Raw genomic sequence first — 26,767 nt, 5'->3', positions numbered from 1 at the left:
TTCTTCGGAAATCTTGGCGACGCCAGCTGCCGGATTTCCGGTCGTTTGCAAAGTTGTTTTTGACGAGGTCGCAAACCGAACCAACGGCACACGGTGTGCTTGTTGATCCCAAAAGCTACCAAAACATTCATCCCCCGAGGTTCATCATGAATGCAAACGCGATTCATCATTCGTGTTGGGTTCATTCCAATCCGCTGACACAGCGATTTGATCGATTGTCATCCACCCACACCAGCGACGTTGCCGTGGTGGGCGGCGGAATCACCGGACTTTCGACGGCCTTGGAATTACTGCATCGCGGATTCAGTGTGGCGGTTTACGAGGCAGCGATTATCGGCGGAGGAACCACCGGCGGCAGCACCGGGCACCTGGACGCGCATCCGGAAATCGGCTGCGGCGAGTTGCTTTCGAAATTGGGTGAAACGGCAAGCCGCGCGTACGTACAACTTCGCCAAGCCGCGATCGCCGCGATTGAACACCGAGCGGCCAACTATTGCGATTTCACTCGCGTCCCAGGCTACTACTATTCCGAACATGCCGACGATGCCTCATCGCTTCGCGACGAATGCGAGGCCGCTGCCCAGCTAGGGTTGCCGGTCGAATGGTGTGACAAGCCTCCGCTACGATTCGCAACCGTCGGCTTTCGCATCGACTCGATGGCCCGAATGGACTCGATGGCCTACTTGCGACGATTGACAGATTTGGTGGTCGAAGCCGGGGGTAAGATTTTCGAAAAATCGATCGCTCGCGTCTCGCTCGAAGAAGAAACTCGCGAGCTGTCCGTCGGCGACGGGACCGCCCACTTTGACCATTTGGTGCTGGCAGCCCACTGCAACAAATCCGATTCGATGCTGTTGGACATCGAGACACCGGCGTATCAATCCTATGCACTACTGGCCGAAGTGACCAATCCGCCAGAGGATGGATTGTTCTGGGACAACTCGGATCCCTATTTCTACACACGCCGCTGGGGAAGTGCGTCGCCGAATAAAATCATCGTGGGCGGCTGTGACCACCGCACTGGCGATGGCGACACCAAACAAGCGCAAGCAGATCTCGAAGAATATGTTCGCCAACGCTTTGACGTCCGCTCGATCGAGTCGCGATGGAGCGCCGAGCTGTTTGAACCGACCGACGGATTGCCGATGATTGGCAAGGTTCCTGGCAAGAAAAACGCCTGGATCGCGACCGGATTGAGCGGCGTTGGATTGACGTGGGGCACGGCGGCGGGATGGTTGATTGCCGACCAAATTTTTCGCGGATCATCGACGCTGCAAGATGCCTTGTCACCCTCGCGACTAAGCGTTTCGGCGATCACCGGAGCGGTCACCGAGATGGCAGCTCCGGTCAAAGGGATGGCTCAGCGAATCCTACCCGCGAAAAAGATCGATCCTGTCACCCTGCGGCCTGGCGAAGGTGCGGTAGGTGACGTCGACGGCGTTCATACCGCAATTTGCCGCGACAAAAGCGGCGTGCTGCATCGATGTGATCCCGTTTGCACTCATATGGGCGGCACGGTTTCGTGGAACGAAGCCGAACAAACATGGGACTGCCCCGTGCATGGCGGCCGATTTACCAACTGCGGGAAACGGCTTTACGGCCCCCCGGAACAAGACTTGCAATCACCCAAAACAGGAAAGCAATAAACCCTTTTAAAAACGCACTGAGAAAATCGCCTGAGGATCGATTGCATGAACAAATCAAAGACACGGGGAAACGCCAACTCGAAAAAAAGTCGACCACCGCAATCGCAAGATCGACAACCCGGCATCCAGGCTGAAATGGAACCGCAGCCACGTACGATCCGCGAGGATTACGTTGGCAGTGGCAAATTGAAAGACAAGGTTGCATTGATCACCGGGGGCGACAGCGGGATTGGTCGATCCGTCGCCGTGATGTTCGCTCGCGAAGGTGCGGACATCGCCTTTGTTTATCTGAATGAAAAAGAAGACGCCGAACAAACGCGGTCGCTAGTCGAGGCCGAAGGGCGAAGCTGTTTGCCCATCAAGGCTGACATCGGCAAGGCCGCTTCATGTACATCCGCGGTTGAGAAGACGATCAAAAAGTTTGGTCGCCTCGATATCCTGGTCAACAATGCGGCGGAACAACACCCGCAAGAGGATATTGACGCGATCACCGAAAAACAACTGCTCGCGACCTTCCGCACCAACGTCTTTCCGATGTTCTACTTGACCCAAGCGGCGCTGCCGCATTTGAAAAAGCATGCCGGAAGCTCGATCATCAACACGACCTCGGTAACCGCGTATCGCGGCAGCCCGGGACTGTTGGACTACGCTGCCACCAAAGGCGCCATCGTGGCCTACACTCGTTCGCTATCACAGAAATTGGTGGATGACGGGATTCGCGTCAACGCGGTCGCACCAGGGCCAATCTGGACTCCGCTGATCCCCGCGACCTTTGACAAAGAGAAGGTCAGCAAGTTTGGCAACGACACGCCAATGGGTCGGGCGGGACAGCCTGATGAATGCGGCAGCTGTTACGTTTTTCTTGCTTCGCAGGATGCTTCTTACATCACCGGCCAGGTGCTGCATCCCAACGGTGGCGAAGTCATCAACGGTTAATCAACCGCGACGCACGTTAACGGCTTGCAAAGCATTGTCGGCCAGCTTTCCAAGCTGGAGCCGTTTCGGTGGATTCGTGATCCGACCGATCACTATCGTTCTCGCCTTGACGCCGTGAAACAAGGCGACGTCCGAAACTCGACGCACGCCAACGGCTTGGAAAGCATTGTCGGCCAGCTTTCCAAGCTGGAGCCGTTTCGGTGGATTCGTGATCCGACTGACCACTGTCGTTCTCGCCTTGACGCCGTGAAGCAAGGCAACGCCGAACCGCGACGCACGCCAACGGCTTGGAAGACATTGTCGGCCAGCTTTCCAAGCTGGAGCCGTTTCGGTGGATTCGTGATCCGACCGATCGCTGTCGCTCTCGCCTCGACGCTGTGAAGCAAGGCAACGTCGAACCGCGACGCACGTTAACGGCTTGCAAAGCATTGTAGGCCAGCTTTCCAAGCTGGAACCGTTTCGGTGAATTTGTGATCCGACTGACCGCTGTCGCTCTCGCCTCGACGCCGTGACGCAAGAGCGACGTCCGAAACTGACGCACGCTAACGGCTTGGAAAGCCGTGCGACAATCGCTCTACGATTCTTTGCAGCATCTGACTTCAATTTGATCAGCATGCTTGCCAGCAAACCGGACGATTGGAGCAAGTTTTCACTAGCAATTTGCAGGTTTTTCCCACGCACTCCCCTCACCACTCCATCAATGATCATGCCCAAATTCTCGCGTCATCGCGTGTGATGGACGGATGAATTGCTCGCGGAATCGACTGCAGAATCGTGCTTCGCGATGGCCAGCACAGCATCGCCAAAGAAGCCGCACTGTGCGGTTTTGGCACGACGAATGCTTACAGAATTCCTTTCAATATCAAATCCCTACCAACACTAGCAGCAGAACGTGCGATTCCCAAATGGCCGTCTGCGAAAAAGCAGGTTGGCAAAGTGCCAGCCGCCCCCTGGAGTGTCCATTCGTGTATCCGGTTGTTAAACCTGCTAAAAATGTGCTTGATGCGATTGGCAATACGCCATTGATTCAACTGAATCGCTACTTGGACACCCCCAACGTCAAATTGTTCGCCAAGCTTGAATCCGGCAATCCAGGCGGCAGCGCCAAGGATCGACCAGCCCATGAGATGATCCGACAAGCCATCGACCGAGGTGAAATCGATGCCAACACGACGATCATCGAATCCTCGTCGGGCAACATGGGAATTGGGTTGGCGCAGGTGTGTCGCTACTATGGAATGCGGTTTATCTGTGTCGTCGATCCTCGAGCCCAATCACAGAATATCGCGATCATGAAAGCGTTGGGGGCCGAGATTGATCAGGTGGACCAACCACTGGAAGGCGACTTTCTATCCGCTCGTCTGGCTCGCGTTTGCTACTTGCTCGAAACCACGGCCAATTCCTATTGGCCCAACCAGTACTCCAACCCCGCCAATCCGTCCTCCCATTGCAACGGCACCATCCGCGAGATCGATCAAGCTCTTGATGGAGAATTGGACTATCTTTTTGTCGCTACCAGTAGCACCGGCGCGGCGCAAGGATGTCGCAATTATCTACGTTCGATGAATCGCTCGACCAAGGTTGTGGCAGTCGACTCGGAAGGCAGCGTTCTGTTTGGCGGCACCGCCGGACCGCGGCAGATCCCTGGACTCGGCGCCGGCCGGGTGCCCCCGCTGGCACGCAACCAAACCTTTGACCACGTCGCTCGCGTTCGCGACCTCGACTGCGTCGTCGGATGTCGACGGATGGCGGACCGCGAAGCCTTGTTGGTGGGCGGATCGGCAGGCGGCGTTCTCGAAACAGTGCGTCGAATGCAACACCAACTCGAACACAAAACATGCGTCGCAATCCTGCACGATTCAGGAACACGCTACTTAGAAACCATTTTTAATGATGATTGGGTCGCAAACGAACTTGACTGTGGCCCTGATGCCCTTCGCCAATTGGCGGGAATCACAAACGCAACGGAGAAAAAGGCGGTGATGTCATGAGCATTGGATTTAAATCAAGCGAACGTTTTACAACGTCAGCAGATTCGTCGGTGGACTCGACGTTTCGATTGGCCATTGTGGGTTGTGGACCACGGGGAATGTATTGTCTCGAGCGTCTCACGCATGCGATCGAACAACAAAAACTTAACGGTCCCGTTCAGATTGACATCTACGAACCAGCGGCTTATCCCGGCGCAGGCATGGTCTACGATCCACGCCAACCGGAACATCTAAGAATGAATTTCACCAGCCGTCAGATTGATACACGGCATCCCGACCAGCGCAATCACCCTGTATCGAGTCACAACGTCATCTCGATGTCGTTTCTCGAGTGGGCTAAACGCAATCGTCCACAGTGGTCCGAGCCCGACGGCTATGCACCGCGAGCCATCGTGGGTGAATATTTGCACGACTGTTTTCAGCAAGTCCTCAAACGGTTGCGGCCGCTGGCCACAGTCAATCTGTATCCGGCGAAAGTCGTTGATATCGAATACGCCGACGACCGCTGGATCTTGAGCACAGCGGATGACGACGCGACTTACGACGAAGTGGTTTTAGCGGTGGGACATGAGGGATGGCGATCGGCCGAATCGTATCGCATTGGTGACGTGATCGCCGATATCCCATGCGTGTTCCCAACCGAAACACGACTGTCGACCGACGCGGTGCCAGCGGATTCGGTGGTCGCGATTCGAGGTTTCGGATTGACGTGGATCGATGCCGCCCTTTCATTGACCGAAGGTCGCGGTGGCAAGTTTACAGAGGTCGATGGCCGCTGGAGCTATCAACGATCGGGCCTCGAACCCAAAGCAATCGTGCCGTTTTCGCGTTCGGGACGACCGATGTTGCCGAAATCGGCTGACATCCACCAACAGCAATTGGCTCCGATCTGGAATCGCTATACCAAACAGCTGCGGATTCTCGCTTCTACCGCCAAACTCACTCGCACCAGCGAAGATGAAAATGAGAAGCCGAATTTTCGCAGCGATGCTTGGCCGATCATCATCAACGCAGCCACCGACGCCCTGCACAAGCTTCGGCCAGAGGTGGAACGGTTTAACGTCCGCCAATGGTTCCGTGACTGGTCGCGTTGGCGAGTGGTGGACAAGGAAGTCATCGCCCAATTGCGACACTCCTACGACGTTGCGACCGACCGCAAACCCGTCGACGAAGCCTGGGCATTGGGGTTGGCGTGGCGTCAACTCTACCCCGCGCTGGTGGAACTGGTCAGCCAAGGTGGACTCGCCGCCGAGAGCGTCGACGGGTTCCAGCGAATTGCTACTGAGATGGAACGCATTGCCTTTGGTCCGCCAGCGGAAAATATCGGCCGCATTTTGGCCATTTACGATGCTGGATTGATCGACTTGCGTTTTCTCGCCGATGGAACCCCGAATCGCGACGCAGATGGCCGCAAAACGCTGCAGTGTGGTCACCGTGTGATCGAAGTCGACCGCATCATTGACGCCACCATTCCGGGTCCGCATCAGAATGAACAAGGAGGCATTCTCGATCGATTGGCCAGCGATGCATTCGTGCATCACAACAATACCGGGCTGTGTGTCAACGATTCTGGCCGGCTGGTACAGCGAAACAGCAAAGCATTGCCAGGCATCGCCGTGTTTGGCCGGGTCACCGAAGGCAGTGTGCTCGGCAACGACACGCTCAGCCGCACCCTTCACACTCATCTGGATCGCTGGACCGAAAGTCTGGTCCGATCGAGATCAAGGACGGCAGCTTGATGACGGGGTCGCCAAATGGAACGACCGTCGATTTGAGTGCTGACGTCCGACGACAACTACCGTCATCCGGTTCACTTGATCGCGGCTGTGTCGGGGTCACACCGTTGACCGCTCGACGCGAACCGTGGATGAATTCGCTGCTGCATGATCCCGCGTTGGGATCGCTGCTGCAGCAATATGGATCGCCGCTAAACGTGGTGACTGCAGACCCGATGCTGGGCAACGTTCGAGAACTGAATGCAGTCGCGGAGGCACGATCGTTGGACTTCCGCGTTTTCTTTGCCCGCAAAGCGAACAAGTGCTTGACGTTCGTCAACGCCGCACCGCTGGCGGGCTCAGGAATTGACGTCGCCAGTCTGAATGAGCTTGAGCAAACACTCCAATCCGGTATCACCTCAAACGACATCATCTGCACTGCGGCAATAAAGAACGCGAACCTAGTCGAGGTTTGCGTTCGCAATGAAATCACACTGACGATCGACAACGACGACGAGTTGTCGTTGATCACCCACACCGCCAAGAAGCTAGCGAAACCTGCTTTCGTTGCGATTCGGTTGAGCGGATTTATTCATGGTGGCAACAAATTGCACTCGCGGTTTGGTGTCGACATCGAGCACTGCGAGTCGTTTGCCAAAGGAATCGCGGCCGACCATGCTCGCGTCACCGGTTTGCATTTCCATCTTGACGGTTATTGCGGACAGCAACGCGTCTCCGCGATCGCTCAGTCATTGGCGGTCGTGCCACCGTTAAGGCAACAGGGGCATCCAATTGAATTCCTCGACATCGGTGGTGGGTTTCCGATCAGCTACCTGTCCAGCGGCGAGCAGTGGGAAACATTTTGGAACGAGCATCGTCGCGGGTTACTGCAGCAGCGACCGCCGTTGACCTATCGAGGGCATGGCCTCGGTTTGATGGCGGTGGATGACAAGATCGTTGGTCAACCGAACAGCTATCCCTACTACCAAACGCCCACGCGTTCCGCTTGGTTGGCCCAGATTTTGGATTCGCCGGTTGCCGACAGCACGGTTGCGGACCAAGTCCGTGACCACAACCTGCAACTTCGCTGCGAACCAGGACGCAGCATCTTGGATGGCTGTGGGATGACGATTGCCCGAGTTGAGTTTCGCAAACAAAATGCGGAGGGTGATTGGTTGATCGGATTGTCGATGAACCGGACTCAGTGCCGAACCAGCAGCGATGATTTTTTAGTCGACCCGATCGTGATTCCCCAGACCGACTATTCGGAAGACGGTCGCCCCAATGAGCACAAAACCGAGCCGATGGAAGGCTTTTTGGTCGGCGCCTACTGTACCGAGTCCGAGCTGATTTGCTTGCGTAAACTGCGATTCCCCGCGGGAATCCGTCGAGGCGACTTGGTCGCGTTCCCTAACACAGCCGGCTATTTGATGCACTTTCTAGAAAGTCGTTCGCATCAATTTCCGCTTGCCAAAAACCTTGTCTACGACTCGCGTTCGCAAACGCCATGGATGCTGGACAAAATCGACGCTGAGCAAACGTCCGTCTTGTAGCGGTGTGGCGAGGGTTATTAGCAGCTACGCTCACCAGAGCGTGGACGGTTGCCGGTCAACACGAATCACCACCTTCTGGCGAACGTAGCCACGAGAAAATGATATCGCGTGCTTCCAGTCGTGGGTGGGATCTTTAGCAAGATCCACTACGTCAGGGGTTGTTTTGCACCGCTGGTGACGTTGGGCGTGAGCACGTCCGTTTCTAAATGCATTCATTGCATGCCAACAGATTGCCTGCCCCCGCGCGGGCACAGGCTTTGCATCGTAAATCCGCCCATGATGACTGGGTTTTGCAACTTGTAATGGCGGACCCAATTCCCCCTCTCTAAAACAGTGACGGATGCAGCATGAGATACACAAAACTGAGCCGCTATTGGCGGATCACGGCGTCGGCAACGGGTTTGATCGTTCCGCTTGCGATGGCCAATACAGCGTTTTCGCAGCCCCCCAATCCACGTTCTGAAGTGATTGACAATCGTTCAACCACGAACGAACAAACGTCGGATCGTTCATTGGACGACCAAGCCGAAGGCGTCGAATATTTGACACGTGGCCCTTTGCACGAAGCCTTCGCCGAACCGTACGACGCGAACCCGGAACCGAGTCCAGTGGTGCAACAGCAACCACCCGAACCGATCGACGAAATGCCGCCAGAGTATCGGCCGGATGGTAAAAATGTGACCTGGATCCCAGGTTATTGGTCTTGGGACGACGAACGCGAAGATTTCATTTGGGTCAGTGGCGTGTGGCGTGACCTGCCGCCTGGTCAACAATGGGTTCCTGGTTATTGGGACCGCGCGAACGATGGATACCGTTACATCGGAGGGTTCTGGACCAGCAACGATGTGTCGGAAGTCCAGTACTTGCCCGAACCTCCTAAATCGCTCGAACAAGGCCCTTCGTCTCCCGCACCCGGCGAAGACCACTTCTACGTCCCAGGCAACTGGGTCTACGAAAACAACGACTACCAGTGGCAACCAGGATTCTGGTCCGCAGCCCATGCCGACTGGGTCTGGGTCCCCGCACAATACGTTTGGACGCCACGCGGATGCGTTTACCAAGCCGGTTACTGGGACCATGATGTTGCCCATCGCGGCGTCTTGTTTACTCCGGTCTACTACTCGCAACCGGTCTACCGAAACGCAGGCTATTCGTATCGACCACGCTACACGATCGATACGAGCGTTGGCTTGTTCGTCCATCTGTTCGTCCGCCCAAGTCACCGCCATTACTACTTTGGTGACTACTACGGATCGCGATATTCGAACAACTATTACCCATGGGCAACACGCTACCAAGGCTACCAGTACTACGATCCGTTTTATGCCAGTTTCCACAACCGCAACGGACGTGGTGGCAGCAACAACCTGTTGGGCTGGATCACCAACCAATACCAGGTATTTGCTAGAAACGATCGCTATCGCCCTGCACGCACGATTGCCGATCAACGCAATTTCCTGCGATCGAATCAAAATACGGAGATCGATTCCACTGTACTGCGTCTGACCTCGCTCGGCGAATCGCTCGACGTTCTGGCGAATAACCAAAATTCGGATCTGAATCTGCGACGAATCGATAACAACGAGATTGACCGTATTCGTCAGTCGCTTGACCCGCTACGAGAACTCAGCCGTGACCGTCTGAATCTCGAAGGCTCCTCTGCCAATGCGGATGCTTCGGTCAATACCGACGCAAACGTCGACGGCAACAATAGCAACGCCAATGCCCAAGCGAATGCGGATGCCCGTGGAAGCTTGCGACTGCCAGGCCGCGATCGCGACGAGTCCTCGGCCGCCTCGGACCTCAGTAACGCCGCAAATGACTTGCTCGGCGGTGGGAACTCCGACACCCCATCACAGCAAAATGACGCAGAGCGGAACCAACAAGGCAACACAGCCATGGATCGCGCTCGCGAGACGGCAAACAATGCAGCGAACACTGCACAAGATCGAGCCCGCAACGCTTCCGAACAGGCCCGTGATGCTGCTGGACAGACTCGTGATGCTGCTGAGCAGGCACGGAACACTGCCGAAGGCGTTCGCGACCGAGTCGAAGGGGCACGTGATACTGCCGAAGCAGCCCGCGAAACGAATGGACGGACACGTGACACTGCCGAAGCAGCCCGTGAGATGAGTGAGCGTGCCCGTGACCGAGTCGAAGGGGCCCGTGACCGAGTCGAAGGAGCCCGTGACCGAGCCGAAGGAGCTCGCGATAACATCGAAGGAGCTGGTGAGATGAGTGAACCCACGCGTGACCGCATCGAACAAGGTCGCGATGCCGCGAACCGCGAAGCTCGCGACACAGCCGAATCGATTCGTGAGCGGATGGATCGCGCCACCGATGGCACCGGCGCAGGTGATCGTGTTCGCGATGAACTGCGACGTCGAAGTGACGAGGCAACTCGTCAAACTGAACGACTCGAGGCCCTGCGTCCCCAGCGGCCTGAGAATTGGCCTTCGCAACTTCGTCGCAGTACCGACCGCGCGATTCCGGAACGACCACGCCTGGATAACTCGCGTGGCAATCGCCCCAACAACGTGCCGGGCAACGTACCGGGCAACGTGCCAAACAACGGGCCAAACAACGTGCCTGGCAACCTACGGGGTAACACGCCCAATAACGTGCCGGGCAATCTACCTGGCAACCTAAGGGGCAATGTGCCGGGCAATATTCCAGGCAACGCACCCGGCAATCTTCTGCCCAATCGTGGCGGCAACGCGAATCCAGGACGAGCCCTTCGCAATGCTACCGAATCGGCTGCACCTGCGATCCAACAGGGCATCAATAACGCCACGCAAGGAGCGACCGGCGGCGGAAACGCGGTTCAGGATGTGCTTAACGGCGTGATCGGCGGCTAAGCATCTCGATTAGCAAAATGACAGGCGAAGGCGGGTTCGATCGAATCCGCCTTCGCTTTTTTTGTTTCCATAGGGATTTAACGGACTACTTATCTCGAATCCGCACCGGTCGTCGCTGCTCGCCCGCCGATTCGATCGCCACGTAAGTGACCTCGGCCTCGGTCAATTTCTCGAGCTGGCCTTCGCGTTCGGCTTGCACTTCGACATGGATTGTGATCGACGTTTTGCCTTCGCGAACCAAGTGAGTCCAAAAGCTGAGCACATCGCCAACAAACACGGGTCGATGAAACTCGACGCTTTTCATTCCGACCGTCACCATCGGTTTTCGATCGGTCCCCCATTGGCGAATTTCGTGGTAGGCACCGACTGCACCCGCTTGATCGATGTAGCTGAGGATCACGCCCCCAAAGATGGTGCCGTGTGGGTTGGTGTCACGAGGCATCATGACCGCTTTAAGCGCCAAGTATCGTTCGTCCGAGGGAGGGTTTGCCACTCGAGGTTCCTTTTTCGTTTCGGTCAATGATTCGTTTTGATGTGACGGAACGTCATGTTGATTCGCTCGCCGACTTTCACCGCAGTTTTGGGAATATGGTGTTTCCAAAACTGCTGCATCGCGCCGGCCATGATGATTAACGTGCCATGCCCGGCGGGAAAGGACATCGTTTCTTTGCTCTGATTGTGCCGGATCCGAAATGTTCGCGTCGCCCCGAACGAGATCGATCCGATCACGTCACCCATCTCTGGCTCGTCATCGGCATGCCACCCCATGCTGTCAGCGCCGTCGCGATAGCGATTCAGCAGACAATAATTGTACTTGCCCTGAACCGCTTCGAGCTGCTGTTTGATCTCGAGCATCGTGTCGGTCCACGGCAGCGCCACATTATCCAGACCTGAGTAACGATACACGATTCCGGCTTCGCCGTAAGAGGCGGTCAAACGAGGCTGCATGTGTCCGAAAAGTGCGGGCTTTTGCTCCCAAACACATTCATCACGCAAGGCGACAAAATAGCGATCTGCCACGCTTGGCGGAATAAAGGCGTGCTCGTACATCAGCGTCCCGCCGTCGGCTAATTCGATCGTTTCCATTGCAATCCTTTAGACCAACTTGACACCCGCAGGTTACGCTGTGAAGAATTTTCTCGTAGCTACCTTCGCCAGAAGGTGGTGAATCGTATTGGCTGGCAACCATCCACGCTCTGGCGAGCATAGCCACGAAACGCAAATGCCGCAAATTGCTGTCTCTAAACGCTTCACACCACTCTAGCAAGTAACGCTGTCAAAGCATTTCGTAGCGGAATTCGTCAACGGCTTGTTGCTTTAGTCGTACAATGGACTTCCTAGTCCGTCGAATCCACCATTGACGGACTAGGAAGTCCATCATACACCCGTTGCCGCAGGAAACTTCACTGAATCAACAAGCCGTCAACGGCTTGTTGTTTTATGAGCCGCGACGCGTCAGCGGCCGGGTCTCACGCACGAACCGGTGCCTTACGACCCACGGCTCAATGTTACAATTTGCGTATGGATTAAAGCAACAAGCCGTCAAGACTTTCGTTCCATCGTGTATGCCCCCCGAAACTCTTGACGAGTTCCGCTACGAAATGCTTCACACCACTCTAGCAGGGCTGACTGCAAATACCCTGCGGCGGTCTCGCGAGGCTTAAAATTGGACGCCTCTCTTCGAGCTTGATAAGCTGACGTCTCCCCTTCGACCTTACCGGCTCGCCATCCCCATCCCACCGCAATCGATCACGTGTTTGCAATGCGGCAAAATCATGGATCGGCCGAATCCCCCTCTGCTGCAGGTGTTTGCCATGCATTCGTTAGTCCCTCCTCGTTTCCTGGTTTCGCTTGCCCTGCTGGTAACCCTCTCACCAGGATCCAATGGGCAAACGCATCCGTCCACGCTAACGGCCGCCGGCCGCGTCGCCTGGGAAGCATCCGCTAACCCAGTTCGCAAAGGGATTCCTGGTCAAGTTCCATTTTGGAACGAGCATGCGAAGCGGTTTATCTACGCCCCAGCCTTTGATTTCAAACGCGTCCCCAACGCTACCCACTACCGTTTCGAGCTCACGTCCGATGCGGTGAGGACTCCGTTACACTTTGATGCGGCAGAGCCGTTTGCCGATCTCGGCCCCATTTGGACTCAGGTTCCCGTTGGCGAGTTCACATTGACCGTGACGGGCATTGCAAAGGACGGTACGAAGCTGGGGATCGCAGGAACGCGGTCAGCCTATCGTGCGGCTCCATTTAATGGTCCCTATCACGAGCCCCCGGTACTAGCGCTTGATAAGAGTGCGTCGTTGGCATTACGAAAACTGCTGCACAAGGATTACGTCAACTACTGGCTCCTCCATCGCGAATCGGATCCCCAATACGTCTTGTACCAGTATCCGTCAAAGATACACGGCGCCCTGCTGATCGGTGCGGTCACCCAAGCTCGCTTGACCGCAGGCAGCGAAGAGGCACGGCGTTCGACGGAACTCGCACGCGTGATAGCCGACTACATGCTGCAGATTCGTTTCCCCGAGGGCAGCAAGTGGCAGCATCATGTCCCCACCTACCACGGGCCTCACATCAAGAAGGTCAAGAAAAAGCACATGCGGCTGGCCAATCATCTGACGACGATGGGAGTCGACGCAGGCAATGCATTCCTGGAGGTCTACGAACTGACCGGTGAAGACAAATACTTGGCCGCCGCCACTCAGATCGCCGAGACTTATCGGACGACTCAAAATGAACAAGGGACGTGGCCGCTGCTGGTTCGGTTCAAAGACGGAGAATCGGTCAGCGAACTGATTTCAATTCCCACCGCCGTGGTCAACTACATCGATCGTCTCCAACGCGACTATCAAGTCGAAGGACTCGAGGAAGTCAAACAACGGGCGTTACATTACATCATGGAGAACCCGGTCAAGAGTTTTAATTGGCAGGGCCAGTTTGAAGACATCGTCCCACGCGCTCCATACGTCAATCAAAGTCGCGAGCAAGCCTGTGAGTTGGCAATGTATCTGCTGCGAAACAAGGAAAATCAGGAACTCGCTGAAGAGTTGATCCGTTTTGCCGAAGATCAGTTTGTGATCTGGGAAAAGCCTCTTCCACGTGAACGCAAAAACCCAGGTTTTTCGTCTGCAAATTGGATCACGCCTTCGGTCCAGGAACAGTACGTATTCTGGAATCCGGTGGGGCGGTCGGCGGCCGTGATGATCGCAACTTACTGGCAGGCCTACGAATCGACTGGCGATACGATGTATCGACTAAAGGCAGAATCGCTGGCCAACACCTTCCCCGCGGTACAACAAGTTCACGACGGCGACTATCCCACCTTCTTCACTCCCTATCCGAAGATGAACTTCTGGCTTAACAGCGTCGTCTTTCCCGCCAAGGTTTTGATGGAACTTGAACACAAAAAGGCCGCTTTGAATCCCTCCCATGGCAAATAAAAAGAGCCAGATTCCTAACGCCGGCTTGAGTAAACTTGCGCGGGCGTCCTCGCTTTCTCAGATCGACCTCACCCTCACGAACACACTCCAATGAATCTCCGACGTTTGCAATCCTCCGCCGTGGTGATCTTAGTCACCGTTTTGTTTATAGCATCGCCCCTCGGCACCGCGTCGGAGATAACGTTTCGCCAACTTCATCGAGTCTCGGTGCCCGAGGCACATCGAGCGGTTGCCGTTGATGCGTCGTCGTTTTACGCGATCTCCAATCGCACGATTGGCCGTTACGAGAAAGGCAGTTCGCGTCCGCTGGCGAAATGGACCGCTCCCGACGGTTCGCCCGTTATCCACCTCAATAGCGGTATCGTGGTCGAAGGGCGGCTATATTGCGCCAATTCGAATTGGCCTAAATCGCCTCTAAAAAACTCGATCGAGATTTTTTCTGCCGATACACTCGAGTATCTCGAGCGAAAAGAGTTTGACGAAACTTTCGTAAATCGGCGAACGCTACTCGCTCGCTATAATCGAAAAGAAATAGAGACAAATCACCATCTCACTTGCCACGGGACGCAGCCGTTATAGTGGGTTGCCAGCGACGAGACGATCTGCGGCCATGAAGTGCCATTGCGTACGCTGCGTCCAACCACGATCGAACCTCCAGCTCATTGGAATTGACGAACACAATGCGATTGAAAACCTACTTAACATCCATGCTGATTTCTGTCGCAACGATGGCGATAATGGCCAACGCCACCGTTGCGGACGAGCCTGCAAGTGAGGTAAATACACGTTTCACACTGGCGGCCAATCGAACATTCAAGGCCTTCGATCCACAGCAAGAACAGACGTGGCAACGCCCCTTTTTCTTCATGCAACTTGCCGACACTCAGTACGGCATGTTCACTGGAAACAAGGGGTTCGAGCAGGAAGTAGCTCTGGTTCAACAAGCAGTCAAACATATCAACCGGCTTCGCCCTCGATTCGTGATCGTCTGTGGTGATCTGACGAATGCCACACCGAACCAGCCTCACTATCAATCTCAGGTTTCTCAGTTTCATCACGACTTTTCCAAGGTAGACGCCGAAATCCCGCTCGTCTGTGTATGCGGCAACCACGACGTCGGCAATCGACCAACGCAGGAATCGATCGCCAGCTATCAAGGAAACTTTGGGGACGACTATTTTTCTTTCTGGGTTGGAGGCGTTTACAACATCGTCCTGAATTCGAGCGTCCTGAAAGATCCCAGCGGTGCCGCTGAAGTGCTGACGGCGCAGCAAGCTTGGCTCGATCAGCAACTTCAAGATGCCAAGACCACGAAGCCGAAACACATCCTGTTGTTTCAGCATCATCCATTTTTTCTTGAACAAGAAGAGGAGCCGGATCAATACTTCAACATCCCGCTGGAGCGGCGAACGCCACTGTTACAACAACTCAAACAGGCAGACGTGCGAGCCGTTTTCGCGGGCCATTACCACCGCAACGCTTATGGTCGCGCCGGTGCAATGGAAATGATCACTACCGGTCCGGTGGGTCGCCCGCTTGGCAAAGACTCATCCGGTTTTCGCATTGTGATCGTGGATGAAACGAAGATCCAACATCAATACTGGGCAATGGACGACGTGCCCGAGAAAATCAACCTGCCTGCAGACCAATCGAATGACTAAATTTGAAAAACAGAGAAACGCCCTGTCTTTGTTTTCCTCATCCGCGGAGCTCATCTTGATCCTTTCTCGTACATGGATTTCGGTGCCAACCATCCTGTGGGTCATCACACTCTCAGGGCTCTTTCTGCCGCTACAGGGAATGGCTCAAACCGCTTCGGTGATCAAGCTGGTTGACAACAGCGACCTTCCGTCCGGCGATGGATTGGCAGCCAAGTTCGCCAGTGACTCGCAACTAAACCAACATGCCGCGATGATCTTTACCGATGATTTTGAAGCCGGAGAATTGGGGGCAAAGTGGGACGAGACGAACGATCGCGCCGGCAACGTTCTGAGCTTCGTCGATCCGGCATCCAAGCGTCCGATGCTGGGCCGACGATCGCTGAAAGTAACCGCGACGCTCGGCCAGAATAATGGCGGTGGATTCACGAAATGGTTTGAATCCTCCGATCGTTTGTTTATCCGTTTCTACACAAAGTTCGACAAAGACTGCGATTACGTACATCACTTCTGCACGCTGCGGGCAAACAAGTCACTTCAGGGTGGCGACCGTTGGAGTGGGTTTGGCGGAGCGGGCGAATTGCCCGATGGCGATGAGCGATTTTCGACGGCCATTGAACCGTGGGGGAACTGGGGAAAGTGGACTCCGCCGGGACAATGGAATTTCTACAGCTATTGGCATACGATGCAGCCCAGTCCGGACGGCAGGTACTGGGGCAACGGTTTCCGCCCCAAAACGCAACCCAACATCGAGCGTGACAAATGGATCTGTGTCGAATTCATGATCCAGCACAATACACCGGGGCAGGACGACGGCGAGCAAGCTTACTGGATCGACGGTGAACTTCGCGGCCATTGGCGCGGCATCCAATGGCGAACCACTCCCACGTTGATGGCTAACGCACTGACGCTGGAAAGTTACGTGACTGATCGCTGGACGAAACAACGCGTGAACATCGTTTATTTCGACAATGTCGTCATTGCCAAACAATACATTGGCCCATTGAATAAGCCCTGACTAATGTCGCTCAGCTCTCCGAGCTGTCTGCGTTCATTGAGTTCACGCAAATCTTAAAAGAGATAACACGTCATTCGAAAGAACTTCGAACCCCAGTAATCTGATCCCAGAGGCTGCAGCGAATCAGATCAATCGTTGTTCAGCCGGGACAGCGCCACTCTGGTGAAAGGACGCTTCACTTCACCACCCGAAGCGTCAGCGAGGGCCCCCCCCCCTAACTCGGTCCCTCGCTGACGCTTCGGGTTAGGATTTGCTGGGGAAATCGGCAATATCACAACGTCAACATGAACGCGTCGGGTTGGAATCGTTCGAAAAGTGACGTTATCTGACTAGGCCAGCAGGGAACGGATTGGCGTGCCTTCGCTTCGTTTCATGGGGCGGCCAATCGGCGTGTAGACCTCTTCGGCGAACGGGACGCCCAGTGCCGCCAGGATCGTTGCATGCAGGTCGGCAACCGTGGTCACGTCGGCGACATCCTGGGTCGGATTTTTGGAATCCAGTTTTGGTGTCGGCGATGTCTCGCCAAACACATGCCCTCGGCGAATCCCACAGCCAGCTAACAGCGTCGAAAAGCCGTGCGGCCAATGATCACGACCGCCGGCGGGATTGATTGTCGGAGTGCGTCCGAATTCGCCTCCGCAAACCACCAATGTGTTTTCAAGCAAATCACGATCGCGAAGCCGAACCAACAGCGAGGCGATCGCTGGATCCAGCGTCTCGCACGCTGACGACTGCAACGAGTGATTGTTGATATGAGAATCCCATCCGCCGAGCGTGACTTCGACACAGCGTGCGCCCGCTTCGATCAAGCGACTTGCCGCTAAACATCCGCGTCCAAACGGCGTGTCGCCGAACGCGGCGAGTGTGGTCTGCGATTCTTCGGACACATCGAATGCCGACAACTGCTCGCTCGACATCATCCGCAGCGCCGCATCGGTCGCCGTCACATGCAACGTGCGTTTCGTTTCGAGTTCCGCGATCCGGCCACGCCGAAACTCTTTTTCAACCACGCTGTAGAGGTCATCGATCCGTTTGTCGTAGCGGTCTTGTTTCACCGAGCGGCGAACATCCGGCACCGGGCCAGCGGGATCGCCAATTTTGAACGCGTCGTAGGCGCCCCCCAGATAGCCGCCTCGCGCCGGAGCCCCGCCGGGCAAGATCGAGATGTGGCGTGGGATGTCCGAATCGCCTGGATCAGACTCACACAGCACCGCGCCGATCGATGGATGAATCAGTGTCGGATCAGGTCGAAAACCGGTCTTCACGTTATAGACCGCACGTTGATGATCGCCTTCTTTTCCGGTCACGCTTCGCACCAGCGATGCTAGATGCATCTGCTCGGCGAGCTGTGGCAATGTATCGGCGATTTGAATCCCCGCCGCCGACGTCTTGATCGCCTTGGTCTCGCCACCAATCGATGTCCCCGGATGTGGATCAAAAGTTTCCAGCTGGCTTGGGCCTCCCTCTAACCACAATAAAATCACGCTCAGGGGACGCGCCGGGTCGGTCACTCCTAATTCATCGGCCATCGCCAGCGCATGGGCGAGTTGGGACAAAAACATTCCGCTTACGCCCGCCCCCAGCAGCGTACGACGAGAGAAGTGAGCCTGGCGGCTACAGAGCCGATCCGGTGCAATGAAATTCATGATTGGTCTTTCAATTTACAACCGCTTTCACGGATGCTGCGTAAACACTTCCCTGTGGAACAACGGAAGTACGGGAGTGAGTTTCGGTTTGTAAGGCAAAGGGGTGTATGATGGACTTTCTAGTCCGTCAATGGTGTATTCGACGGACTAGGAAGTCCATCGTACGACTAAATCAACAAGCCGCCCGCGACTTCCGCTACGACTATCCCCCTGCGCAACGAAAGTCTTGACGACTTCCGCTACGGTGTTGATCCGTCCTGGCTTTGTACTTTGACCTCGCGAATCAGTGGTTCCACGCCAACTCGGTAGTGTTGAGCAACACCCAATACAAATCCTCGATTCCCGCATGGCGATTTTCACTCTCATTGAGTCTGGCCACAAAATGCTCTTGTTCCACTGGGGTAGGGCGGCGATTTAACACGGCCAAATACGTCGTCTCGATCGCCTGGGCATCCGTCTTCGCAAACCGAGCAATATGGTTCGTTGCGTTCAGCACCGGATTATCGCCAATCGCTTTACGTAACATCTCGCCGTTGAGCATCACCAATCGCTGCGAGATCGTGACGCTGTCGTTGGTAAATTCATCCTCACCTTGATCGCCGTAGCGCCGCACAAAATCGTTGGTGCTGCCGAATTTGTCGAGCTGAACAAGCAGTGACGAATCACGATCGATCTTCTTGATTCGGGAACTTTGAATGATGCACGCCGCCATCTGCTCGGGACGCAACCGCGTCAACGGGAACACGGCTCCAGCGTCCTCGTGCGCATCGGTTACTTCGAACGCTGCACGACTGGAGACACGAAACGCCGAACTGCGAACGATCATCCGGATCAAGTCGCGAAGATCAAATTGATGAGCAATGAACTCATCGGTTAGGGCTTCGATCACTGCGGGTGCTTCTTCGTCCAGCGGCAGATTGTCCACGGCATCGGTGGCACTGCGACCAAACAACAATGCCCATACATGGCTGACCGTCGATCGCGCGGCCTGACGATTTTCTGGATGGGTGATCCATGCCGCCAAGCGATGACGTGGCGAACCGTCGGCGGGCAGCAGCTCGGGTTGATAGGGCACACTCGGATTCACTTCGACTTCGTCATCGGCGTCCAAGTACTGGTAACGATAGTTGGCCTTGTTTTCTTGAACTCCTTGTAGCCCATTGGTTTTAGCGCTGGTGAAAAAAGCCGCCAATTGATGAAAGTCGGACTGCATTCCCTCACGCGGCGAGTCGGCACTTCCCAGGCTGACGTTCCCAAGAAAGTCGTTGTGGCATTGCAAACAATCGATTCGCAAACCGAGAAACGCTCGCGAGGTTCGGGCGGCCAAACGGACCGGATCGGGTTGCCCATCGTTGCTGTCGAACGTGACGGTCAAAAAATTGACTTCGGGCCGGTCGGTCCACAGCCCCTCGGCGGTCACCAATCGCCGAACGATCTGGTCGTAGCGAGTGTTTTGCATGAATTGGTCGCTCAGCCACGTTCGAAATCGGCGGCGGCGGTAAACCAGAAACGGTCCCTGGTCGGCGCCGACATAGAATCGTGCCCAGCGTTCTGCCCAATACTGATGGAATCGTGAATCCACCAACAGCGATTCAAGATGAGCATGCTCACGCTCGGATTCCGGCAACGCTTCGAGTCGCCGAATTTCTTCAAGCGACAACCCGCTTCCCACCAACGCCAACGACATCCGGCGACAAATCGTCAACCAATCGGCATCGTCGGCTCGCTCGACTCCCGCTTCGTCCCATCCAGCTTCGAGACTGGACTCGATCGCCGCCATCGACTCGTACAAGGAATCATGCTCGGCGGACGCGGTATCGACACGGGTCGCTTGATTGAAACGGCCGGACTTCGATCGTGCCGGTTCGGTCGGTGCTGGATCCAGTTCGCCAGCCGCCCTGTTTTTGTCTTCGCTCGCGGCCGCGCTAAAATTAGTATTTGCAACCGAATCAAGTTGCGACGTTTTTGATCGATCGGAAAGCCCCGCCGCGAGGTAGCCAAACGCCAGTAGGACCAACAGTCCAAACCAACCGTAGCGGACGATCGTCATCAAGGCCCATTTCATTGGTGTTCGCTCGTTGGTGTTCGTATCCGATGATGGACAGAGAAAAGTGGCAGCGCCGTGACGTTATTCGTCGCATTAAGACCAATCTTGCCAATCATCCATAATAAAACGGCAATCTCGGCATGGGGTTGTTTTGATCGGCGAAAAGACCGACTTTAGGTTCTACATATTAATGTATTGGAATTCAGAACATTCCCGGCCTGGCGGCAATCGTCGATGGTGTCGGATCACGAAAAAAGCTTGCTTTCATGGACATTCCTCCATCACCGCCGCGTCATTCGATTGCGGACGACACTTGCGATCCGTTCTTTGAACCGTACGATCGCGAACAAATTGCTTACGGCGAGCAACCCTCGGCGGCGCTCGCGGCGTACCTGCAACAGGTTCCTCGCAGCGGCAAGGCGCTCGATTTAGGAGCCGGCGCAGGACGCGACACGATCGCGCTTGCCAAGGCAGGGTACGACGTGTTGGCGGTCGATTTAAGTCATCGCGGGCTGCAGCGAATCGAACAGCGAGCCAAATCGGCTCAAACCGCAGGAAAAGTGCAGACGTTGGCGGTCGATGTCCGCGAAGTGCTGATGCCTGAGAACACGTACGACGCGATCGTCGCCACCACCGTGCTCGACCACATCCCACTCCGCGATGCGATGTTGTTATGGGACCGGATGGCCAAGTCGCTGACCGAGACGGGGATTTTGTATGTCCAGGTGCACACGACCGAAGACCCGGGCAGTGACCAATCGCCTGGCCGAGAAAGCGATGCGCCGGTGAGCGAAACTGCGGGGGCAGTGATCAACTATTTTCCTCCCAATCAATTAGCCAGCTGGGCGGTGGCTGCGCGAAGCCGGCTGCGGATCCTGCGTTACGAAGAATGCCTCGAGTGGGATTACACGCACGGGCCCGAGCATCTTCATGGCAAAGCCATTTTATTGGCGACGCGTGCCGGAGCGCATCCACCCTGGTACGGTCAACCCGCGATGTTCCCTCGCCGCTGAGTCCATGTCGCTGAGTCCATGCCGCCTAGCTTTCGCCTAGCTTTCGCCAAGCTTTTCGACGCGGTGGCGGTCGCTTCGCAGCGTTGGCGGTGTGGAACCGAATTTTGGAATTTAAATCGCCCAAATTTGTTCAAAAGAGGTGCCGATCGCGAAACGAAATGCCGAACAAGGACATTCAAGCCCTTTTTTCGCGGTGGTGTTTGAGCAATTTGCGGAGACGTTTGTCTGGTTCGCCGCGTGATTCCGAGGGCGAACCGAGCCCCAAAATGCGTGTCCTAAAGACAGTCGAAATGCGGTTCACGGCAGATTGGGTTGCTCAAAATTAAAAAAATCGTCAGAATCCTTGTGTTTCAACGCTGGTGGGGCACTTTCCGTCTTGCCCCATATCGCTGGATCGCTACACTCTGCCCTTCTGAAAGTGAAAAGGTTGACTCGAAGACCGAGCGACAGGGAAATGAAAATTCCATTTTTCTGACGTGTTCAAAGCGTTCGCTGCCGTTAACAAACGCTCGAATTTTTGAATAATGAGGTCCGACAAGTTTGCCAGCGTAGCTCAGTTGGCAGAGCAGCTGATTTGTAATCAGCCGGTCGTGGGTTCGAATCCCTCCGCTGGCTTACGTCGCTTTGAAATTAGCGACAGCAAGTACGAAAAAAACGATGGTGAAATAGAGGATACGACTCAAGCAGAGAACACGATTTAAACGAAACGAGAAACGATTGCTGGCACAGCCCAAATGTGCTGACAAAGGAACAGGGGGGTTTGCCCGAGTGGTTAAAGGGGGCGGATTGTAAATCCGCTGACTATGTCTACACAGGTTCGAATCCTGTAGCCCCCATTTCAAACGTTTCATCGCGGGTGTAGCTCAATGGTAGAGCAGCAGCCTTCCAAGCTGAATACGAGGGTTCGATTCCCTTCACCCGCTCTTACGTTCTCGGCGTTTACTTAAGAGTCGACTTAAGAACGTGTTCGGATGGACTTTGGGCTTTTGGTCTGAAATTCCTTTTGAGTCGCTGCTGTAGCTCAGTGGTAGAGCGCCTCCTTGGTAAGGATGAGGTCATGGGTTCAAATCCCATCAGCAGCTTTGGTGAGTGCGACTTCCCTGGGACATGGCTTTCGAGCACCGAATGCCGTCCAGGGTGGGACCAACGCAACCGCCGGAGTACTTTGTTAGCAAACCGAACCTTCGGGTTTGGCATCAAATAAGTAGAGATGGCGAGAGTGCTTTAGGGGCGACATTTTGGGTCGCTGGCGGTTCCTCGCGAAAAAAGAGCCAACGAATGCTCGATTTTCGCAGCGGGGCAATTGCAAATTATCGCACTTTTCGCAACAACTTAGGCAAGTTGGCTACCGGCGGTCTTGCTGGAAGCGTTGATGAGATCGAGCTCCGCGTCTCAATGATGTTCGTCACGCAGGTTTCTAGGCGAATTCGCCCCGGCAAACCGAGTGCATGACGGCGACATCAACTGAGATCGCTGGCTGGGTCAAATTGCGTTAACGTCAATAGCAGCAGCACAATACGCGTCCCGCGGTGGGACGCAAACGATTTTTTGATTTCGTTTCAATTCTATTGTTGATCGAGTGGCCGAGCGGCCGGAATTTTGGCGAGCTACCGTGGGTGTGAACGCGGTCGTTGGATTTCCGGGCTGATTGGGGGCGTATCCCCTTACCAGTTTTCGCAATGGTCGAGTGTAGGTGATTTAGAAAAATGGCTAAGGAAACTTTTCAACGTACAAAGCCCCACGTCAACGTCGGCACGATTGGCCACATTGACCATGGCAAAACGACCACGACTGGCGCAATCTTGGCCGTCCAAGCTGCTAAGGGTCTGGCAAAGGCAAAGGGTTACTCGGATATCGCCAAGGGCGGTACCGTTCGTGACGCTACCAAAACCGTGACGATTGCGGTCGCTCACGTTGAGTACGAGTCGGACAAGCGTCACTACGCCCACATCGATTGCCCGGGCCACGCTGACTTTGTTAAGAACATGATCACCGGTGCCGCCCAAATGGACGGTGCGATCTTGGTTGTATCGGCAGCAGACGGCCCGATGCCACAAACCAAAGAACACGTTCTCTTGGCTCGCCAAGTAGGTGTTCCTTACATCGTTGTTTATCTGAACAAGTGTGACTTGGTCGACGACGAAGAATTGCTTGAACTCGTCGAACTCGAAGCTCGCGACTTGCTCAGCAAGTACGGCTTCCCCGGCGACGACGTTCCTGTCGTTCGCGGTTCGTCGCTTCCTGCATACAACAACCCATCGGACCCTGAAGCCAGCAAGTGCATCACTGAGTTGATGAACGCGTTGGACGAGTTCATTCCAGAACCTGTTCGTGAAGACGACAAGCCATTCTTGATGGCAATCGAAGACGTCTTCTCGATCGAAGGTCGTGGTACGGTTGCTACCGGCCGTATCGAGCGTGGTGTGGTTAAGGTTGGTGAAGAAGTATCGATCGTCGGTCTTTCGGACACCCCTGTTAAAACCACCTGCACCGGCGTCGAAATGTTCCGCAAGGAAATGGGCGAAGGCCGAGCCGGAGACAACGTCGGTTGCTTGCTCCGTGGTGTTAAGCGTGAAGACATCCAACGTGGTCAATGTTTGGCAAAGCCAGGCAGCATCACCCCTCACACCAAGTTCGAAGCAGAAGTTTACTGCTTGAGCAAGGAAGAAGGCGGACGCCACACCCCGTTCTTCAGCGGTTACCGTCCTCAGTTCTACTTCCGTACCACCGACGTGACCGGCACCGCAAACTTGGTTGACGCCGAAATGTGCATGCCTGGTGACAACGTCAAGGTCGAAGTCGAATTGCACAAGCCAATCGCAATGGACGACGGTGTTCGTTTCGCAATTCGCGAAGGCGGACGTACCGTTGGCTCCGGGGTTGTAACCAAGATCGTATCGTAAACACGGCCTTGTGTTCCAATTGGTAGATATCGTTCAAATGGCTGCTGATCCTTCGGCAGCAACGCAGAACAAATCACCAATTTGAAAAATCAACCAATGGCCAGCGAGGTTTTCTACCTTCGTTGGCCATTGGCTTTTGAAGACGAATTCGTTAATCTGCGGTGTCGCTACGGTTGATCCGTGTTGGGATTGCCCTGAATCAGGGTTATCGGCGATAACAGACGTGTGAAACGCAATTGGTTTTCACAGGGGTGTAGCTCAATGGCAGAGCACTGGTTTCCAAAACCAGCGGTTGAGAGTTCGAGTCCCTCCGCCCCTGCTTTTATTCACACAGATAACTTGGCCTCTTGAGTCGGCTGCAAAGGATTCGCAGCTTTCATGGGTCGAAAGATCATTTTTAGGAGCCGACAGTGTCTCGAGACATTGCAGGGACGAACAACGCCCCACTGACTAGCGAACTATTTCACGCCAAGGTTTACAAACCAAACCAAGGGCGAATCGTTCGTCAATTGACAGCATTGGCGATCTGGGTCGTGGTTGCTCTGGGATGTTGGAGCCTGTACGCCACCCTGCGAGGCTTTTTGCCCGCCGGCTCGATGCTGATTCCTGCGATTCCCATGGTCGCGTTGGCGATTGGCGTGTGGATCGGTTATCGCTTGGTCAACTGGCCTCAGTTTGCCGATTTCTTGATCGCAGTCGAAGCCGAGATGAACAAGGTGACTTGGCCGGCGAAGGACGAATTGATCCGCGCATCGGTCGTGGTGATCTTCACGATCTTCTTTCTCGCAGTGGCTCTCTTTTTGTTCGACGTGGTTTGGCAGTTCATCTTTAATTTCCTTGGCGTGACTAGCTAAACCCTCGGCGTCACTGGTTTCATTCCAGCTTTATGAAAACGAGACGCCCTTCGAAGAATTACTTTAAATACCGCTTTCGGTGATACCCGTGAACTCAGCTGATACGACAGACGACCAAGGCGATTTGCCAGAAGACACGCAAGCCGGCGCTCCGGCTGATTCGGAACAACTCGCCGCAGATCAGCTCGATTTGGATACCAATGAAACTTCCGTAGACGATTCGGCCAGCGGCGAAGAATCAGCAGCTCCCGCACCGCCACCGCCAAAAAAACAAATCGCTCCCAAGGTCGACAAAGTCGATGATGGCGAAGCCAAGATGGATTGGTACATCTTGAAGGTCGCTTTCAATCGCGAAGATTCGATCGCCGAAGCGCTGCGGAAACGCGTCAAGATGGAAGGCATGACCGAAGAGTTCGGTGACATTGTCGTTCCCACCGAAGACGTTGCCACGTTCACCCGTGACGGAAAACGCCGCGTCACCAAGCGAAAACTGCTGCCGGGCTACATCATGGTCAATATGATCATCAATGATGACACCTGGTTCTTGGTTCGCGAAACCGCGGGCATTAGCGACTTCACCGGAGCCGCTGGCAAACCGATGCCGATGGAACCCTCGGACATCGAACGATTCATCAACAAACCCAAAGACGATGACGAAGACGAGACCCCAATCAAAACGGCGATTCCGTTTAAGGTTGGCGATCGTGTGAGGGTCAAGGAAGGTAACTTCGAAAACCAGGAAGGTGACGTCGATAGCGTCGATGAAGCAAACGGACGCATCACCGTCATCATCAACATCTTTGGTCGCAGTGTCCCAATGGAACTCGATCACTGGCAAGTCGAAGCTTTATAAATGGCATGATGTATCGATTGTCACCTGTCGACGCAGCGACATCGATCGCCTTCCCAAACCTTTTGAAAATATTCCTCCACTGAACAATCTTAACTGATCACTGAAAAATGGCTAAACAAGTAACCGGGGTCGCGAAGTTCCAAGTTCCTGGCGGTCAAGCTACCCCCGCTCCTCCTGTCGGTACCTCGCTTGGTAAATTTGGTGTGAACCTTGGTCAATTCGTCCAAGCTTTCAACGACCGAACCAAAGAGTACGCGGGCACTCCGATCCCCGTGGTTGTTACCGTCTACAACGACCGTAGCTTCGAATTCATCACCAAGAGCCCTCCAGCCGCTTCGCTGCTGAAAGCTGCCGCTGGTATCGCCAAGGGCAGCGGAGTTCCTAACCGCGACAAGGTCGGCACCGTGACCGCCGCTCAATGCGAAGAGATCGCGCAAAAGAAGATGGCCGACTTGAACGCTCGTAGCATCGAACAAGCTGCGTTGATGATCCAAGGCACCGCTCGCAGCATGGGCTTGAACGTCGAAGGCTAAAAGAAGGCCTCGTCGTGCTTCGCGTCGCGAAACTCGCCAAGAGTTTCGGTCATGCGAGCCAATCATTACTTCAATCCGATTTTAGCTCCGCCAATCAAAT

19 protein-coding genes and 5 tRNA genes are annotated in these 26,767 nt (G+C 55.0%); 20 read left to right on the top strand and 4 right to left on the bottom strand.

From position 1 onward, the window contains the following. Positions 1-146 precede the first annotated feature (146 nt). From ABEA92_RS16165 to ABEA92_RS16140, 6 genes are all read left to right on the top strand, one after another. Positions 147-1,646 carry an FAD-dependent oxidoreductase gene (locus ABEA92_RS16165; RefSeq protein WP_345684878.1) on the top strand — a complete coding sequence of 500 codons (1,500 nt, stop codon included), beginning with the start codon at positions 147-149 and terminating at the stop codon, positions 1,644-1,646. Positions 1,647-1,691: 45 nt separating this feature from the next. After that, entirely contained in the window at positions 1,692-2,582 is an 891-nt protein-coding gene (locus tag ABEA92_RS16160) for an SDR family oxidoreductase (protein ID WP_345684877.1), read from the top strand. A 965-nt stretch (positions 2,583-3,547) separates the two neighbouring features. After that, positions 3,548-4,573: a 2,3-diaminopropionate biosynthesis protein SbnA gene (sbnA, locus tag ABEA92_RS16155; RefSeq protein ID WP_345684876.1), complete on the top strand. Its 1,026-nt coding sequence runs from the start codon at positions 3,548-3,550 to the stop codon at positions 4,571-4,573. Further along, positions 4,570-6,312, top strand: a complete 1,743-nt coding sequence (locus tag ABEA92_RS16150) for an FAD/NAD(P)-binding protein (protein WP_345684875.1) — start codon at positions 4,570-4,572, stop codon at positions 6,310-6,312. The genes sbnA and ABEA92_RS16150 overlap by 4 nt, the downstream gene beginning before the upstream one ends. Continuing rightward, complete coding sequence (locus ABEA92_RS16145) at positions 6,312-7,841, top strand: Y4yA family PLP-dependent enzyme (RefSeq protein WP_345684874.1); 1,530 nt, start codon at positions 6,312-6,314, stop codon at positions 7,839-7,841. The genes ABEA92_RS16150 and ABEA92_RS16145 overlap by 1 nt, the downstream gene beginning before the upstream one ends. Before the next feature lie 347 nt (positions 7,842-8,188). Beyond that, positions 8,189-10,699, top strand: a complete 2,511-nt coding sequence (locus ABEA92_RS16140; protein ID WP_345684873.1) for a methyl-accepting chemotaxis protein — start codon at positions 8,189-8,191, stop codon at positions 10,697-10,699. An 85-nt stretch (positions 10,700-10,784) separates the two neighbouring features. Here ABEA92_RS16140 and ABEA92_RS16135 read toward each other — a convergent pair whose 3' ends face one another. Next, on the bottom strand, positions 10,785-11,192 hold the full coding sequence (locus ABEA92_RS16135; RefSeq protein ID WP_339944351.1) for an acyl-CoA thioesterase: 408 nt from the start codon (positions 11,190-11,192) through the stop codon (positions 10,785-10,787). A gap of 23 nt (positions 11,193-11,215) precedes the next feature. Then, a complete protein-coding gene (locus ABEA92_RS16130) occupies positions 11,216-11,785 on the bottom strand; it encodes an alpha-ketoglutarate-dependent dioxygenase AlkB family protein (RefSeq protein ID WP_345684872.1) in 570 nt (189 codons plus the stop codon). 728 nt (positions 11,786-12,513) lie between these two features. On the opposite strand from ABEA92_RS16130, the gene ABEA92_RS16125 reads away from it, so the two are divergent. The 4 genes from ABEA92_RS16125 to ABEA92_RS16110 all read left to right on the top strand — a co-directional run bounded on the left by ABEA92_RS16125 (position 12,514) and on the right by ABEA92_RS16110 (position 16,818). Continuing rightward, positions 12,514-14,142 carry an AGE family epimerase/isomerase gene (locus ABEA92_RS16125; protein WP_345684871.1) on the top strand — a complete coding sequence of 543 codons (1,629 nt, stop codon included), beginning with the start codon at positions 12,514-12,516 and terminating at the stop codon, positions 14,140-14,142. 90 nt (positions 14,143-14,232) lie between these two features. Beyond that, positions 14,233-14,721 carry a hypothetical protein gene (locus ABEA92_RS16120; protein WP_345684870.1) on the top strand — a complete coding sequence of 163 codons (489 nt, stop codon included), beginning with the start codon at positions 14,233-14,235 and terminating at the stop codon, positions 14,719-14,721. 128 nt (positions 14,722-14,849) lie between these two features. Continuing rightward, positions 14,850-15,803 (top strand): serine/threonine-protein phosphatase CPPED1, encoded by a 954-nt coding sequence (locus ABEA92_RS16115; protein WP_345684869.1) that lies wholly within the window; start codon positions 14,850-14,852, stop codon positions 15,801-15,803. A gap of 82 nt (positions 15,804-15,885) precedes the next feature. Continuing rightward, on the top strand, positions 15,886-16,818 hold the full coding sequence (locus ABEA92_RS16110; RefSeq protein ID WP_345684868.1) for a hypothetical protein: 933 nt from the start codon (positions 15,886-15,888) through the stop codon (positions 16,816-16,818). A gap of 329 nt (positions 16,819-17,147) precedes the next feature. Here the strand turns inward: ABEA92_RS16110 and ABEA92_RS16105 are convergent, their stop codons facing one another. Further along, complete coding sequence (locus tag ABEA92_RS16105) at positions 17,148-18,464, bottom strand: DUF1501 domain-containing protein (protein WP_345684867.1); 1,317 nt, start codon at positions 18,462-18,464, stop codon at positions 17,148-17,150. 283 nt (positions 18,465-18,747) lie between these two features. Beyond that, the gene (locus ABEA92_RS16100) at positions 18,748-20,529 is read right to left on the bottom strand and encodes a DUF1553 domain-containing protein (RefSeq protein ID WP_345684866.1); all 1,782 of its coding nucleotides are present in this window, start codon (positions 20,527-20,529) and stop codon (positions 18,748-18,750) included. Between the two features lie 248 nt (positions 20,530-20,777). On the opposite strand from ABEA92_RS16100, the gene ABEA92_RS16095 reads away from it, so the two are divergent. The 10 genes from ABEA92_RS16095 to rplK all read left to right on the top strand — a co-directional run bounded on the left by ABEA92_RS16095 (position 20,778) and on the right by rplK (position 26,667). Then, complete coding sequence (locus ABEA92_RS16095; protein WP_345684865.1) at positions 20,778-21,524, top strand: class I SAM-dependent methyltransferase; 747 nt, start codon at positions 20,778-20,780, stop codon at positions 21,522-21,524. Between the two features lie 542 nt (positions 21,525-22,066). Beyond that, positions 22,067-22,139: transfer RNA gene (locus tag ABEA92_RS16090), tRNA-Thr, on the top strand. Positions 22,140-22,278: 139 nt separating this feature from the next. Continuing rightward, positions 22,279-22,360: transfer RNA gene (locus ABEA92_RS16085), tRNA-Tyr, on the top strand. Between the two features lie 16 nt (positions 22,361-22,376). Then, positions 22,377-22,447 (top strand) — tRNA-Gly (locus ABEA92_RS16080). A gap of 87 nt (positions 22,448-22,534) precedes the next feature. Then, positions 22,535-22,606: transfer RNA gene (locus tag ABEA92_RS16075), tRNA-Thr, on the top strand. A 624-nt stretch (positions 22,607-23,230) separates the two neighbouring features. Beyond that, positions 23,231-24,427 (top strand): elongation factor Tu, encoded by a 1,197-nt coding sequence (tuf, locus tag ABEA92_RS16070; RefSeq protein ID WP_345684864.1) that lies wholly within the window; start codon positions 23,231-23,233, stop codon positions 24,425-24,427. Positions 24,428-24,674: 247 nt separating this feature from the next. After that, positions 24,675-24,746: transfer RNA gene (locus ABEA92_RS16065), tRNA-Trp, on the top strand. 91 nt (positions 24,747-24,837) lie between these two features. Then, on the top strand, positions 24,838-25,281 hold the full coding sequence (gene secE / locus ABEA92_RS16060) for a preprotein translocase subunit SecE (RefSeq protein ID WP_345684863.1): 444 nt from the start codon (positions 24,838-24,840) through the stop codon (positions 25,279-25,281). A 190-nt stretch (positions 25,282-25,471) separates the two neighbouring features. Further along, complete coding sequence (nusG, locus tag ABEA92_RS16055) at positions 25,472-26,134, top strand: transcription termination/antitermination protein NusG (RefSeq protein WP_345684894.1); 663 nt, start codon at positions 25,472-25,474, stop codon at positions 26,132-26,134. A 107-nt stretch (positions 26,135-26,241) separates the two neighbouring features. Further along, positions 26,242-26,667, top strand: coding sequence for a 50S ribosomal protein L11 (gene rplK / locus ABEA92_RS16050; RefSeq protein WP_345684862.1), 426 nt, complete (start codon positions 26,242-26,244; stop codon positions 26,665-26,667). Positions 26,668-26,767: the final 100 nt, after the last annotated feature.

Origin of the sequence: Novipirellula caenicola (assembly GCF_039545035.1) — a bacterium.
GTDB lineage: Bacteria > Planctomycetota > Planctomycetia > Pirellulales > Pirellulaceae > Novipirellula > Novipirellula caenicola.
Note: the sequence above shows the minus strand (reverse complement) of the source record. Positions and strands in the feature narration are given on the sequence as shown.

Coding starts and splice junctions, on each gene's coding strand:
- ABEA92_RS16165 (WP_345684878.1), top strand. CDS start 147: ATGAATGCAAACGCGATTCATCATTCGTGTTGGGTTCATTCCAATCCG.
- ABEA92_RS16160 (WP_345684877.1), top strand. CDS start 1,692: ATGAACAAATCAAAGACACGGGGAAACGCCAACTCGAAAAAAAGTCGA.
- ABEA92_RS16150 (WP_345684875.1), top strand. CDS start 4,570: ATGAGCATTGGATTTAAATCAAGCGAACGTTTTACAACGTCAGCAGAT.
- ABEA92_RS16145 (WP_345684874.1), top strand. CDS start 6,312: ATGACGGGGTCGCCAAATGGAACGACCGTCGATTTGAGTGCTGACGTC.
- ABEA92_RS16140 (WP_345684873.1), top strand. CDS start 8,189: ATGAGATACACAAAACTGAGCCGCTATTGGCGGATCACGGCGTCGGCA.
- ABEA92_RS16130 (WP_345684872.1), bottom strand. CDS start 11,785: ATGGAAACGATCGAATTAGCCGACGGCGGGACGCTGATGTACGAGCAC.
- ABEA92_RS16125 (WP_345684871.1), top strand. CDS start 12,514: ATGCATTCGTTAGTCCCTCCTCGTTTCCTGGTTTCGCTTGCCCTGCTG.
- ABEA92_RS16120 (WP_345684870.1), top strand. CDS start 14,233: ATGAATCTCCGACGTTTGCAATCCTCCGCCGTGGTGATCTTAGTCACC.
- ABEA92_RS16115 (WP_345684869.1), top strand. CDS start 14,850: ATGCTGATTTCTGTCGCAACGATGGCGATAATGGCCAACGCCACCGTT.
- ABEA92_RS16105 (WP_345684867.1), bottom strand. CDS start 18,464: ATGAATTTCATTGCACCGGATCGGCTCTGTAGCCGCCAGGCTCACTTC.
- ABEA92_RS16100 (WP_345684866.1), bottom strand. CDS start 20,529: ATGAAATGGGCCTTGATGACGATCGTCCGCTACGGTTGGTTTGGACTG.
- ABEA92_RS16095 (WP_345684865.1), top strand. CDS start 20,778: ATGGACATTCCTCCATCACCGCCGCGTCATTCGATTGCGGACGACACT.
- tuf (WP_345684864.1), top strand. CDS start 23,231: ATGGCTAAGGAAACTTTTCAACGTACAAAGCCCCACGTCAACGTCGGC.
- rplK (WP_345684862.1), top strand. CDS start 26,242: ATGGCTAAACAAGTAACCGGGGTCGCGAAGTTCCAAGTTCCTGGCGGT.